The sequence below is a fragment of the uncultured Pseudophaeobacter sp. genome (genome assembly GCA_905479575.1).
Taxonomy (GTDB): domain Bacteria; phylum Pseudomonadota; class Alphaproteobacteria; order Rhodobacterales; family Rhodobacteraceae; genus Pseudophaeobacter.
Window position 1 is genome coordinate 97,819 of record CAJQNB010000032.1, and the last position, 13,537, is coordinate 111,355.

The window sequence follows — 13,537 nt, forward strand, 5'->3', positions numbered from 1 at the left end:
ACGTCAAAGTTGTTTTACACAAAGCCTTTATGCCCTGTACTTAAGCGAACAGACCAAAAGGACCCTTCAATGACAACGCCAGATTTCCCAGTGTCCGGAGTAGCCCCCTCGCCAGAGACCGGACCATTGACTGGAATTCTTATCGTCGATCTCACCCATGTGCTTGCCGGCCCCTATGCTTCGATGACCCTGGCGGATCTGGGCGCCCGGGTGATCAAGGTGGAACGCCCCGGCAGCGGCGATGACACCCGCTCGTTCCCGCCGTTCAAGGGCCAGGACAGCGCCTATTTTGCCACCATCAACCACGGCAAAGAAAGCATCGCACTGGACCTTAAGTCTCCTGAAGACTGCGTTGTTTTTAATAAACTTCTGTCACAGGCGGATGTGGTGCTGGAAAACTACCGCCCTGGCGTGATGGAGCGCCTTGGCTTTGGCTGGGAGGAACTTCACAAACGCTTTCCCAAGCTGATCTACGGAGCGGTTTCCGGCTTTGGCCATAGCGGCCCGGATTCGCAACGCCCCGCCTATGACATGGTGGTTCAGGCCCGCGGTGGGGTGATGTCGATCACCGGAGAGCGCAACCGCGACCCCGTCCGGGTTGGTGCCTCCATTGGCGATATTGCTGCGGGCATGTTTCTGGCGCAGGGCGTTCTTGCCGCGCTGTTGGAGGTGCAAAAAACCGGGCTGGGGCAGAAGGTCGATATTGCCATGCTCGACAGTCAGCTGGCCCTGCTGGAACATGCCATTGCTATTACCTCGGTCACCGGCGAGGCACCGCGCCCCTCTGGCGCACGGCATCCGTCGATCACCCCGTTTGAGACCTTCCACGCCGAAGATGGGCTGTTTGTCATCGCGGCTGGCAATGACGCACTTTTTGCCACGCTCTGCACCGCGCTGGAGTTGCCATTGGCACAGGATCCGCGCTTTGCGACAAATCCAGCCAGATGCGAAAATGCCCGCCTTTTGAAACGCTTGATCGAAGCTGTTACCATTGATCGCCCTGCCGATTACTGGATTTCGCGCCTTACCGAGGCTGGCATTCCAACCGGGCCAATCCAGGATGTGGCGCAGGTGCTGAAGGATCCGCAAATCCTGGCGCGCAATATGGTGGTTGACGTCCTGGGCGAAGACGGTGCCCCGGCCTATGTGGCTGCGGGCAACCCGATCAAGATGTCAGGCTTGCAGGACCCCAAGACCCGCGCCCCGGCGCCGCGCCTGGATGGCAACCGCCAGGCTATTCTGGACTGGCTGGAGCAGGTTTCCGGGGGCTAAAGCGCAGCCAAGCCGCCAGGTTGCCAGCGCTGGACGGCACTTTCGCTGGTCTGCAGGTTCCACATGGACGGCGCAGCGGCAGAAAATGACGCCACTGGACCAGATTGTGGCGGTCTGAGACTTTTGATTACCCCGCCAAGTCCCTATGGTCCGGAGGAAATACATGAATCCATGGGGTGCCTTTATGAGCAGCGATCCTCTCGTCATCTTTACGCCATCGGGCAAGCGCGGTCATTTCCCGGTTGGGACGCCCGTTTTGACGGCCGCACGGCAATTGGGCGTAGATCTCGATTCTGTCTGCGGCGGGCGTGGCATCTGCTCGAAATGCCAGATCACCCCCTCCTATGGCGAGTTCTCCAAACACGGGGTGACGGTGGCCGATGATGCCCTGACCGAGTGGAACAAGGTTGAACAGCGCTACAAGGATAAGCGCGGCTTGATTGATGGCCGCCGGTTGGGCTGTCAGGCTCAGGTTCAGGGGGATGTCGTGATTGACGTCCCGCCCGAAAGCCAGGTGCACCGGCAGGTGGTGCGCAAACGCGCCGAAGCCCGCGATATCACCATGAACCCCTCGACCCGGCTGTTTTATGTCGAGGTGGAAGAACCCGACATGCACAAGCCCTCGGGCGATATGGAGCGGCTGATCGAAGCGCTCGACAGCCAATGGCAGCTCAAGAATGTCAAAACCGACCTGCACATCCTGCAAAGCCTGCAGCCTGCCCTGCGCAAAGGCAAATGGAAGGTCACCGTGGCGGTGCATCTGGGCGACGAGAGCAACCCGCCCAAGATCATGCATATCTGGCCTGGCTATTACGAAGGCTCCCTCTACGGGCTGGCGGTTGATCTGGGCTCCACCACCATTGCAGCGCATCTGTGCGATCTGATCAGCGGCGAAGTCATCGCCTCTTCCGGTATTATGAACCCACAGATCCGCTTTGGTGAGGATCTGATGAGCCGGGTTTCCTATTCGATGATGAACGAGGGCGGCGATCAGGAGATGACCCGCGCAGTGCGTGAGGGCATGAATGCCCTGTTCACCCAGATCGCTGCCGAGGCCGAGATCGACAAGAATCTGATCGTGGATGCGGTTTTTGTCTGCAACCCGGTGATGCACCACCTGTTCCTGGGCATTGATCCCTTTGAACTGGGACAGGCGCCTTTTGCCCTGGCCACCTCGGATTCGCTCGCCCTGCGCGCCACTGAACTGGATCTCAACATCCACCCCGCGGCCCGTGTCTACCTGCTGCCCTGCATCGCCGGCCACGTGGGTGCAGATGCAGCCGCCGTTGCCCTGTCTGAAGCGCCGGACAAATCCGAAGATCTGGTGCTGGTGGTTGATGTGGGCACCAATGCCGAAATCCTGCTGGGCGACAAGACCAAGGTCCTCGCCTGTTCCTCCCCCACCGGTCCCGCTTTTGAAGGCGCGCAGATCTCCAGCGGTCAGCGGGCCGCCCCTGGGGCCATTGAACGACTGGAAATCAACCCAGAGACCAAAGAGCCACGCTTTCGCGTCATCGGGTCTGAGATCTGGTCCGATGAAGAGGGCTTTGATGCTGCCATTGCCACCACTGGCATCACCGGCATCTGTGGCTCTGGCATCATCGAGGCCATTGCTGAAATGCGCATGGCCGGGGTTTTGGACGCCTCCGGCCTGATTGGCTCGGCAGAGCAGACCGGCACGCCCCGCTGTGTCCAGGATGGCCGCACCAATGCCTATCTGGTTTGGGATGGCAGCGCCGAAGGCGGACCCAAGATCACCATCACCAACCCAGACATTCGCGCCATTCAGATGGCCAAGGCGGCGCTCTACTCTGGGGCGCGTCTGTTGATGGACAAATTTGGCGTCGACACTGTTGACCGGGTGGTACTGGCTGGCGCCTTTGGGGCGCATATTTCCGCCAAACACGCCATGGTTCTGGGCATGATCCCCGATTGCCCCATCGACAAGGTCACCAGCGCCGGCAATGCCGCGGGCACCGGCGCCCGCATTGCCCTGCTCAACACCAAGGCCCGCAGCGAAATCGAACAAACCGTCCGCCGGATTGAAAAAATCGAAACCGCTGTCGAGCCGCGGTTCCAGGAGCATTTTGTCAATGCCTCGGCAATCCCCAACTCGAAAGAGCCTTTCCCAATTCTGGCCTCGATTTTGACCCTGCCCGAGGTCAACTTCAACACCGGCGGCAGCGACGGCCCCGCAGGCGGGCGGCGGCGGCGGCGGCGCGGCTAACACGTCAAGGTTGTTCAAAAGCCTGAAAGATGATAGCTTTCCGGGGATTTTTCTCGGAAAGCTTATTCATGTCACGCAAATTGATTATCTGCCTGGATGGTACCGGAAACGAGGTCGAACAGAACGAAAGCAATATTCTGCGGCTCTACAAGTGCCTGAAACACAACGAAAATCAACTTGTCTATTATGAACCGGGCGTTGGCACGCTTTCGACCCGCCCCTTTGCCGAAAGCCTGTTTGCCAAAACCAAACTGGTGGCAGGCCTGGCCTTTGGCTGGGGGCTGCATGCCAATGTGCTGCATGCCTATTCCTTCCTGTGCGAAAACTACCGCGAAGGCGACAGGCTCTACTTTTTTGGCTATTCACGCGGGGCCTATACCGCGCGCGTCCTGGCTGGTTTCATCAACGATTTCGGCCTCGTCGCCCCGCATGAACTGCACCTGATCGGTCCAGTATTCAAAGCCTGGCGAAAACTGCGCCAGGATGGGCCCAATGAACAGTTCGCTCCGTTGCGGATATCTGAGCAGTTTTTCCACCTGCGCCGGGTTCCCATCCGGTTTCTGGGGCTTTGGGATACGGTCAGTTCAATGATCCGCATTCGGCTGCAAAAAGACACCTTTATCGAATTCGGCACCCACTCCAGCGTCGACGAAAACCCATCAGTCAAAGCCGTGCGCCATGTGCTTTCAATTGATGAGACCCGCTGCTTTTTCCGCCAACAGATGTGGCAAGAAGGACAAGAATACCACGGCACCCGGTTTCGCAGCAAAACGAACCCGGACCCTCAGGATGTAAAACAGGTCTGGTTTCCCGGCACCCATACCGATGTCGCAGGTAGTGTGCCAGAAGCAGAGGCCGGGCTGGCCAAACAAACCATGCAATGGATGCGACAGGAGCTTGACGCGCTGAGCGTCGACAGTCTCGAGTTTCGTGAGCAGTACTATGACCGCTATGTGCTTGGCAAAAAGGACAAAGTGACTGAGCGCATGAACCTAAAAGTCTCACACCCCAGCGCCAAAGCCCCATTGCACAGTCAGATGAAACTACGCAAACTCTGGCCAATTCTGGAACTTTTCCCCCGCCTGGTGCGCCGCAGCAATTGGCCCGCTCAAAAGGGGCTTCTTGGCTATTACCTGCCACTGGCCCAGTATCGCCATATCCCCGACGACGCCCATATTCACCCCTCCGCCTTCATGCGCCGCGCCGATCCTGCTTTGCGCTATAACCCAAAAAACCTCCGCAGCTTCACCCCACCAAAAGAGGACCCCGAAAACCCGGTTTGAGCATATTGACCTCACCGGTGGCATTGGGTAGCAAGGCCCCAAGGGCGGGTATGGTGAAAAGGTATCACGGCAGCTTCCCAAGCTTTAGTTACGAGTTCGATTCTCGTTACCCGCTCCATAAATTATCCAATGCTTGGCTTTCACCTGACCGCCGCACCTTTACGCGCCCGTTTGCTGGCTCGCCGTTAGCTGTTCTGCCCCTCCTCCGACACCGCTGAAAACGGGCCATTTCAAGACGCTGGCGACGCGGCGGCACGAAACAGGTCTCTTGCCTTTTGTGCCTTGGGCGGTTTAGCGCAGGGGTATGGATTTACGATTTCTCACACCGCTCAGCGCGGATGAACAACGCGCGCAGGGGCTGGACCAGCCTAAGCCAATGGCCCTGGCCGATCGGGTCCGGTTTTCCGAGCTCGATATACTGCGTCACGTCAACAACAAGGCCTACTTGGGCTGGTTTGAAACCGCCCGTGTCACCTATTTCGACAAGTTCTGCGCCAAGCATTTTGAAGGCAGGCCAGCGCCGCGCACCGTCTTGCGCAATGCCAATGTGCACTACATGCGGGAAATGGTGCTGGATGAGCCCTATATTACCACCGCGCGCTGCGTTTCGTTTCGCAACAGCTCATATGTCATGGAACAACAGATCTGGTCCGATGGGCTGCGGGCAAGCCTTGAGGCGGTCATGGTGCTGCGCAGCCCCGATGGCAGCGCCGGGTACCCGCTCCCCGACAGCTTGAAGCAGCAGTTTGTCAACCTGGATGGAGCAGCCCCTGCAGGGGGATAGTCTGCAGGGGCATTGTCTGGAAGGGGCGGCTATTTCTACGGAGCCCAGTGCACCCTCATTTCGGTCAAGACCGCTTGAATTGGGGCCTGTTCAGGCGGCAGCGAAAGCGCCTTCTCCAGCGCCCGTCTCTTGGCCTCCCCGTAGATTACCAGATGTTTGGACAGCGCTCCGTTCAACACTGGGGCTGACAGGCTGACGCGGGGTTCTGGCTGGCTGTCAGGGCGCAGCACGCACAGGATTGGCGCATCAGCGGCCAAGGCCTGTTCCACCCCTTCTACGCCGGGAAACAGCGAGGCGGTATGCATGTCCTCTCCCATCCCCAGCAGCACAACCGAAAGCGGCAGGTTGGGGGCAATCTGGGCTTCAACCTCCGCCAGAACCTCTTCGGGCTCTCTGGCGGGGACATGAAAGGGCAGGAAATGCGCCGCCGAAGCCCGGTCCGTCAGCAAACGTTCGCGGATCAGACGGGCATTGGAGCGGTCACTTTCCAGTGCCACCCAGCGTTCATCCGTGGCCATGACATTGACCCGCTTCCAGTCCAGATCGGCGGCGCAAAGATCGTCAAAAATCGGCGCCGGTGAGGTTCCGCCCGCCACAGCAAGCGCAGCGATATCGTGATGCAGAAGATGCATTTTCAGATCTCCGGCGATCGCGTTGGCCACATCAATTGCCAACATGTCACGGTCTGGATATTCGCTAATATTCATGGGTTTATCCCTCTCCACTCACGTTGATCGCGACGCAATAACAGATCCGAATCTCCAGGTCCTGCACTGCCACTTTCATAAGGTTTGGGAACATCCCCCCGCGCCTGCCAACCGGCAATAATCGGATCAGTCCAGCCCCAGGCAGCTTCGACCTCATCGCCGCGCATAAACAGCGTCTGGTTGCCGCGCACCACATCCATAATCAGCCGCTCATAGGCATCCGCAGGCTCGCTCCCCTCCGGCCCCAAGGCCTCAGCAAAGCTCATATCCAGCGGTACATCCATCAGGCGCATCCCCCCCGGCCCCGGCTCTTTGATGGTGACGCTCAGGGTGATGCCCTCATTGGGTTGCAGGCGGATTTTCAGATGGTTGGCATGACGCCCCGCCTCTTCGCCAAAAATGGAATGCGGCGCATCCTTGAACATCACATTGATCACCGAGGAACGCGCCTTGAGCCGCTTTCCCGTGCGCAGGTAGAACGGCGTCCCGGCCCAACGCCAATTGCTGATATGGGTCTTGAGCGCGATATAGCTTTCGGTGCTACTGCGTTGATTGCCAACGGTTTCACGGTAATTCAAATCGCGCCCAACCGCCCCCGGCGCGGGCGCATATTGTCCACGCACGATGTGATAGGGCTCCACCGGATCCAGGGCACGGATCACTTTGAGCTTTTCGTCGCGGACGGCGTCGGGATCAAACTTTGCCGGCGGCTCCATGGCGATGAGGCACAAAAGCTGCATCAGATGGTTCTGCGTCATGTCCCGCATCGCACCGGCGCGTTCATAGTAGTCTTCGCGCCCCAACACCCCGACGGTTTCCGCCACGGTGATCTGAATGTGATCAACATACTGGCTGTTCCAAAGCGGCTCGAACAACATATTGCCAAACCGCACCGCCATCAGGTTTTGCACCGTTTCCTTGCCAAGATAGTGGTCGATCCGGTAAATCTGCCCCTCGTCAAAATGGCTGGCCAGGGTCCGGTTCAGATCCCGCGCCGAGGCAAGATCGTGGCCAAAGGGCTTTTCCACCACTATACGGGTCGCGGCACTGGTTAAACCATAGCTGTGCAGACGCTCTGCCAGGGGTTCAAACAGCGCCGGGCCAACCGAGAAATAGAACACCTGCACCCGCTCGTCCCCGCCGCGCCCAGACAGGCGCTCACAGAGCGCAGGCCAGCCGGTCTCTGCGCTCCCATCCAGCGGCACATAGGTCACCAGCTGTAAAAACGCGGCAAGAACGTTGGCGTCACAGAGCGCATCATTGGTGATCTTCTTCAGGTCCGCCGCCAGCTTGTCGCGATACTCGGCAATCGAATACTCTGATCGTGCGGCGCCAATAATCCGGGTGCCATCAGGAATTTGCCCGGCGCAGAACCTGCGAAACAGGGCCGGCAAAATCTTGCGTCGGGCCAAATCGCCTGTTGCTCCAAACACCACCAGGTCAAAAGGGTCGACCGGAATGACACGAGATACCATCTTGTTTTCCAACTTCCTGCAGCGACACTGTGCCGGTTCCGGGGGCGCACCATCACTTCCCTGTCATCAAGACCTGTGGCGGCTTTTCATTTTCCACCATTATAAGCTAGCTTCCAGCGAAAGAAACTGTCCGAGGGTGCTTAAGTGTGAAAGATCTAACCAGCCCAACCGCCAATATCGGGAAATTCAAAGACAGTCAGGTGACAGCGGATGGGTCCGAACGCGCCTCCGTCGCACTGAGCAATCCTGAAACCCTGTGGTTCAACACCGGCACCCTGTGCAATATCGAGTGTGAGAACTGCTATATCCTCAGCTCCCCCACCAATGATGCGCTGGTCTATCTGAGCGAACCTGAGGTGGGGCAGTATCTCGATCAAATAGCTGAGCGCGCCTGGCCGATCCGCGAAATCGGGTTTACCGGCGGTGAGCCATTTATGAACCCGCAGATGATCGCCATGACCAAAACCGCCCTGGCGCGGGGGTTTGAGGTTTTGATCCTGACCAATGCTATGCTGCCGATGATGCGCAAATCCATGCGTGCCGGGCTGCAGGAGCTGGAAGCCGCCTACCCCGGCAAGATGACACTGCGGGTGTCGCTGGATCATTTCTCTGCCCAGCATCACGATGAAGAGCGCGGGTTCGGCAGTTTTGCCAAGACCATCGAAGGCATGTGCTGGTTGCGGGATACGGGCATCAAAATGGCCGTGGCAGGCCGAAGCCTGTGGGGCGAAAGCGAGGCGGATAGCCGTGCCGGTTTTGCGGCGCTCTATCAGACACACGGATTTGACATTGACGCTCAGAACCCGGGCGCCACGGTGCTGTTTCCCGAAATGGACGAAAACGTCGAGGTGCCAGAAATCACCACAGCCTGCTGGGGTATTCTGGATAAATCGCCCAATGACGTGATGTGTGCTTCCTCCCGCATGGTGGTCAAACGCAAAGGCGCCGAGACCCCAGTGGTGCTCGCATGTACCCTGCTGCCCTATGCGCCAGAGTTCGAACTGGGCGCGACGCTGGCCGAAGCCGAGGCGCCGGTGCGGTTGAACCACGCCCATTGCGCCAAGTTTTGCGTTCTGGGCGGCGCCAGCTGTTCCGCCTGACAGGTGCCTGAGCAACGACAGGCCAGTGGTCCGCCTAGGTAGCAGCACCAGCGGACCGCCCTCTGTCAATGCAGGTTCAAGATACCTTTGACATTGCGCCACTCACCCGGGCTGATCATCTTGCGATGACTGAACCGCACCGAATGCAACGGCCCGTCCAGCTCGCGCTGCCAAAATTCGATAAATTTGAACAGGCGCTCATGGTCCGGCGCTAAGTCGTAGTCCTGCCAGACATAGGTGTTCAGAACATGGGCATGATCGGGCATGTGATAGGTGAACTCGGCAGTGGTCAACCCATAGCCCTTGAGCATCATTTCGGTACTGTTCATCTCCATCTGCGGCCTCCTTTTGAAAGCCCCCCAAGATATAGACTAGCCCGAAACAGGTTAACCACGTGCAAATCCTGATTTCATCCGCACAAACTCCCTCAAAAACCCCGCAAAACCAGTACAAAGCCAGTAGAATGCCAGTGCAGAACCGGCAGTTAGCTTGCGCCCTATATGTGCTCTCTGATAGGGTGCACCAACAAGATATAGACCCATAGAAAAGAACGGGCAGCAAACGTGACAGATACGCCGGAAACTCCTGAAAACGCAGAAGAAAACCTTCCTCAGCGCGCCACTTATGATGGTCCCTCGGTCTCCATCGAAGCGGAGATGAAGACCTCCTATCTCGACTACGCCATGTCCGTCATCGTCAGCCGGGCCATTCCCGACCTGCGCGATGGGTTGAAACCGGTGCATCGCCGTATTCTTTATGCCATGCATGAGACCGGCAATACCCATGACAAGAGCTATCGCAAATCTGCCCGTCCTGTGGGCGATGTCATGGGTAAATACCACCCGCACGGTGACAGCGCGATCTATGATGCCTTGGTTCGGATGGCGCAGGATTTCTCCATGTCGCTGCCGCTTCTGGACGGTCAGGGCAACTTTGGCTCGATGGATGGCGATAACGCGGCGGCTATGCGCTATACCGAAGTGCGTATGGATAAGCCCGCGGCCTTTATGCTGTCGGATATCGAAAAAGAGACGGTCGATTTCCAGGATAACTACGACGGCAAAGACAAAGAACCCACCGTTCTGCCTGCGCGTTTTCCGAACATGTTGGTCAATGGGGCCGGCGGTATTGCCGTGGGTATGGCCACCAATATCCCGCCCCATAACCTGGGCGAAGTGATTGATGCCACCCTGGCGCTGATCGACAATCCGGATCTCACCAGCGAACAGCTGATTGACTATGTCCCCGGCCCTGACTTCCCCACGGGTGCGATCATGCTGGGGCGTTCAGGCGCGCGCAAAGCCTACCTGGAGGGGCGCGGCAGCGTTATCATCCGCTCTAAAACCCGCGTCGAAGAGATCCGCAAGGACCGCTACGCCATCGTGATTGATGAGGTGCCATACCAGGTCAACAAGGCGGCGATGATTGAAAAAATTGCCGAACAGGTGCGCGACAAGAAAATCGAAGGCGTCGCCCACGTACAGGATGAATCCGACCGTAACGGCGTGCGCGTGGTGGTCGAGCTGAAACGCGATGCAACGCCCGAGGTGGTGCTGAACCAGCTGTTCCGTTTCACCCCGATGCAGACCTATTTTGGCTGCAACATGCTGGCGCTGAATGGTGGTCGCCCCGAACAGCTGACCCTGCGCCGGTTCCTCACCTCTTTCATTGATTTCCGCGAAGATGTGGTGGCGCGCCGCACCGCCTACCTGCTGCGCAAGGCCCGCGAGCGCAGCCATGTGCTGTGTGGTCTGGCTGTGGCCGTCACCAATATCGACGAGATCGTCGCCACCATCCGCCAATCCGCTGATGCTGCCGAAGCCCGTCTAAAGCTGATGACACGGCGCTGGCCCGCCCAGCCAATCCTGCAATATATCGCGCTGATTGATGATCCGACCCATACCGCCAACGAAGATGGTACTTACAACCTGTCAGAGACCCAGGCCCGCGCCATTTTGGAACTGCGCCTGCAACGTCTGACCCAGATCGGCGTCAAAGAAGTCACCGACGAGCTGGAAGACCTGGCAAGCAAGATCAAGGAATACCTTGAAATTCTGTCCTCGCGGGAACGGATCATGGGCATCATCTGCGATGAGCTGCATGAAGTACGCGAGCAGTTTGCCGTGCCACGTCGCACCGAGATCGTCGATTGGTCCGGTGATATGGACGACGAAGACCTGATCGAGCGCGAAGACATGGTGGTCACCATCACCTCTGGCGGCTACATCAAGCGCACGCCATTGGGTGATTTCCGCGCCCAAAAGCGCGGCGGCAAGGGCATTTCGGGGATGCAGACCAAAGAAGAGGATGTTGTTACCAACCTCTTTGTGGCCAATACCCATACCCAGCTGTTGTTCTTCACCACCGATGGCATGGTTTACAAGCTCAAAACCTGGCGCTTGCCACAGGGCGGACGCACTTCCAAAGGCAAGGCCATCGTCAATATCCTGCCGATCCCGGTTGGGGTGTCGATTGCAGCAATCATGCCGGTAGATCGCCCCGATGAGGAATGGGCAGATCTGCAGATCATCTTTGCCACCTCAGCCGGAACTGTGCGCCGCAACCGGCTGTCGGACTTCACAAATGTGAAAGCCAACGGCAAGATTGCGATGAAGTTCGAGGATGAGCATGCCGACACCAAGCTGATCAACGCCCGCATCTGCTCTGAAGAGGACGATGTGATGCTGGTCACCAGCACCGGGCGGGCGATCCGTTTCCCCACCACAGACGTGCGGGTCTTTAACAGCCGCAATTCTGTTGGGGTGCGTGGCATCAAACTCGGCGATGGGGCTGAAGTTGTATCTATGTCGGTGATCCGCCACTTTGACGCCGAACCCTGGGAACGCAGCGCCTTTATCAAGCGCTTCCGGTCTGAGCTTGGCGCGGATATTTCCGAGGACGACGTCACACCTGAGGTCGCGGAAGAGGTCGAAGACGGTGTTCTGTCTGAGGAGCGCTATCAGCAAATGCTGGCGACCAATGATCTGCTTGTCACCATCAACAAACCCGGTGCGGGCAATCTGACTTCGGCCCATGACTACCGGGTGAGTGGCCGTGGCGGCCAGGGGGTTGGCGCCATGAAGGGCGGCGAGATTGTCGCCACCTTCCCGGTTGAACTGGGTGACCAGATCATGCTGGCCACCTCCAAGGGCCAGTCGATCCGGGTGCCGGTTGATGGCATCTCTTTCCGCTCCCGGTCTGCTGGCGGCGTGCGGGTCTTTAACACCGGCAAAGGCGAAGAGGTGGTTTCGGTCGCCTGGATCGCCGAAAGCGGCGAAGACGACGAAACCACCGTGGTGAGCGAAGAGTAAGCCGCGATAAAAACAAGCGATTGGCCGGCGTTATTCAACCGCCGGCCAATGCGCCTGATGATCATAAGACAGATCCACCTCAACCGGCTGAAAGGCCAGCTCTTCCGGGCTTAACCCGTTGATATACTCACAATTTTGATCCGCCTGCGCCACCTTCAACTGTGGCGCAAAGGATGCAAGATCCTCCTCTGCGCAATATCCCCGGCCACTGTTTGCCGCACAGAACTGCTCCAACAAAAGATAGGCGCGCAGGAATGGGCAGTTCACCAAGCCACTGCGGTCAAATGAGCGAGCGTAGTCTTTCCACGGTAGGATATCGGGATGGTCCTCCTGGGTCAGCACGTCTTCCAGAATCCGCAACTGATGAGCCTTTTTGCCAAGGTAGCCATAGAGCGCCCTATCCTTCAAACCGGAATAGACAACAGCATTTTGGTAGTACGGATCGCTCGCAAACAGGCTTTCTGGCTGGAAAAAGTCAAACTGAAATCGGCCCAAGGTATTCCAATTATCTTCCGAGAAAGGGGCCGCGATAACCTGGCGCAGGGCAAAGTCCTTTTCGATTCGCTTTCTGAATTCAGACATTTCGGCCTCCGTCATCTCAGAAGACCCATTTTGTCCTTGCAGGCGGATCCAGTCTTGTATCACGCTCATCAAATCGGAGTTGAACGGATCATGCCGCAACCCCTCCTTCACTTCATCAATCTTCAATACCGCGATTTCTTCCTCAAGAGACCGACCGCCCAACCGGGTTTTAAAGGCCATGTCAAAGTTCTGAACAACCAGAGGCCTCCACCAGGCCTGCTCCAGAATGGTTTTGCGCGCAAACGAGATTTCATCTTCTGTGCGGTTATCTCTCGCTAAATAAGTGTGCATCCTGCGGTCAAACTCTCCCTAACGGAGAGCTAAATTGTGGCATCTGGAGGTGAAAACCCGGGTTTTAACGAAAGCGAAGGCTTTTTCGGCTAGCAAGAAGATCAAAAGCCCACAAAACTCGCCAGGATCTGCTTATGAACCTCTATCACTGCGCCATCGACATCCATAACGAAGCCAAAGCCCTGGCCTTTGCCGGAGCGGTTGATCAATGGATGGATTATCTGAAACAGCGTGGCGTTGTGCGGGGGCACCGGTTGCTGCGGCGTAAGCTGAACCTGGCCAGTGACAGTTGCAAAGACTTTCTGCTGGAGATCGAGTTCGAGAATATGACCCAGCTTGATCAGGCCTTTCGCGTTCTGGGCGAGGATGACGAGGAAGTGGCGCGGCTCTATCGCAATGTGAACACGCTGATTGCCCATGCAGAATTTGGTCTGTTCCGCCCCTTCCCGGATCCGGAACGCGCCGAACGTATGGCCCTGATCTAACCGAAACCAAAGCGAGCACA

11 protein-coding genes and 1 tRNA gene are annotated in these 13,537 nt (G+C 57.7%); 8 read left to right on the plus strand and 4 right to left on the minus strand.

The window, feature by feature from the left end; translation table 11 throughout:
* The first annotated feature begins 69 nt into the window (after positions 1 to 69).
* The 5 genes from QZ268_RS10420 to QZ268_RS10440 all read left to right on the plus strand — a co-directional run bounded on the left by QZ268_RS10420 (position 70) and on the right by QZ268_RS10440 (position 5,566).
* Positions 70 to 1,272 carry a CaiB/BaiF CoA-transferase family protein gene (locus QZ268_RS10420; RefSeq protein ID WP_295451963.1) on the plus strand — a complete coding sequence of 401 codons (1,203 nt, stop codon included), beginning with the start codon at positions 70 to 72 and terminating at the stop codon, positions 1,270 to 1,272.
* A 184-nt stretch (positions 1,273 to 1,456) separates the two neighbouring features.
* Entirely contained in the window at positions 1,457 to 3,499 is a 2,043-nt protein-coding gene (locus QZ268_RS10425; RefSeq protein WP_295451965.1) for an ASKHA domain-containing protein, read from the plus strand.
* Between the two features lie 68 nt (positions 3,500 to 3,567).
* A complete protein-coding gene (locus tag QZ268_RS10430) occupies positions 3,568 to 4,782 on the plus strand; it encodes a DUF2235 domain-containing protein (RefSeq protein WP_295451970.1) in 1,215 nt (404 codons plus the stop codon).
* Positions 4,783 to 4,826: 44 nt separating this feature from the next.
* Positions 4,827 to 4,900: transfer RNA gene (locus QZ268_RS10435), tRNA-Gly, on the plus strand.
* 186 nt (positions 4,901 to 5,086) lie between these two features.
* The gene (locus QZ268_RS10440) at positions 5,087 to 5,566 is read left to right on the plus strand and encodes an acyl-CoA thioesterase (RefSeq protein ID WP_295451974.1); all 480 of its coding nucleotides are present in this window, start codon (positions 5,087 to 5,089) and stop codon (positions 5,564 to 5,566) included.
* Positions 5,567 to 5,601: 35 nt separating this feature from the next.
* Here QZ268_RS10440 and pgl read toward each other — a convergent pair whose 3' ends face one another.
* Together pgl and zwf are read right to left on the minus strand one after the other, a co-directional pair.
* The gene (pgl, locus tag QZ268_RS10445; RefSeq protein ID WP_295451977.1) at positions 5,602 to 6,273 is read right to left on the minus strand and encodes a 6-phosphogluconolactonase; all 672 of its coding nucleotides are present in this window, start codon (positions 6,271 to 6,273) and stop codon (positions 5,602 to 5,604) included.
* Positions 6,270 to 7,748 (minus strand): glucose-6-phosphate dehydrogenase, encoded by a 1,479-nt coding sequence (gene zwf / locus QZ268_RS10450; protein ID WP_295451979.1) that lies wholly within the window; start codon positions 7,746 to 7,748, stop codon positions 6,270 to 6,272. Before zwf ends, pgl begins: the two co-directional genes overlap by 4 nt.
* 146 nt (positions 7,749 to 7,894) lie before the next feature.
* Between zwf and QZ268_RS10455 the strand changes: the two genes are divergently transcribed.
* Positions 7,895 to 8,848, plus strand: a complete 954-nt coding sequence (locus QZ268_RS10455) for a radical SAM protein (RefSeq protein ID WP_295451983.1) — start codon at positions 7,895 to 7,897, stop codon at positions 8,846 to 8,848.
* A gap of 65 nt (positions 8,849 to 8,913) precedes the next feature.
* Here QZ268_RS10455 and QZ268_RS10460 read toward each other — a convergent pair whose 3' ends face one another.
* Positions 8,914 to 9,183 (minus strand): usg protein, encoded by a 270-nt coding sequence (locus QZ268_RS10460; RefSeq protein ID WP_295451987.1) that lies wholly within the window; start codon positions 9,181 to 9,183, stop codon positions 8,914 to 8,916.
* 228 nt (positions 9,184 to 9,411) lie between these two features.
* On the opposite strand from QZ268_RS10460, the gene gyrA reads away from it, so the two are divergent.
* Positions 9,412 to 12,159 (plus strand): DNA gyrase subunit A, encoded by a 2,748-nt coding sequence (gene gyrA, locus QZ268_RS10465; protein ID WP_295451992.1) that lies wholly within the window; start codon positions 9,412 to 9,414, stop codon positions 12,157 to 12,159.
* Positions 12,160 to 12,189: 30 nt separating this feature from the next.
* On the opposite strand, the gene QZ268_RS10470 is transcribed toward gyrA, so the two are convergent.
* Positions 12,190 to 12,921: a hypothetical protein gene (locus QZ268_RS10470; protein ID WP_295451994.1), complete on the minus strand. Its 732-nt coding sequence runs from the start codon at positions 12,919 to 12,921 to the stop codon at positions 12,190 to 12,192.
* A gap of 245 nt (positions 12,922 to 13,166) precedes the next feature.
* On the opposite strand from QZ268_RS10470, the gene QZ268_RS10475 reads away from it, so the two are divergent.
* Positions 13,167 to 13,517: a DUF6614 family protein gene (locus QZ268_RS10475; RefSeq protein WP_295451997.1), complete on the plus strand. Its 351-nt coding sequence runs from the start codon at positions 13,167 to 13,169 to the stop codon at positions 13,515 to 13,517.
* The last annotated feature ends 20 nt before the right edge of the window (positions 13,518 to 13,537 follow it).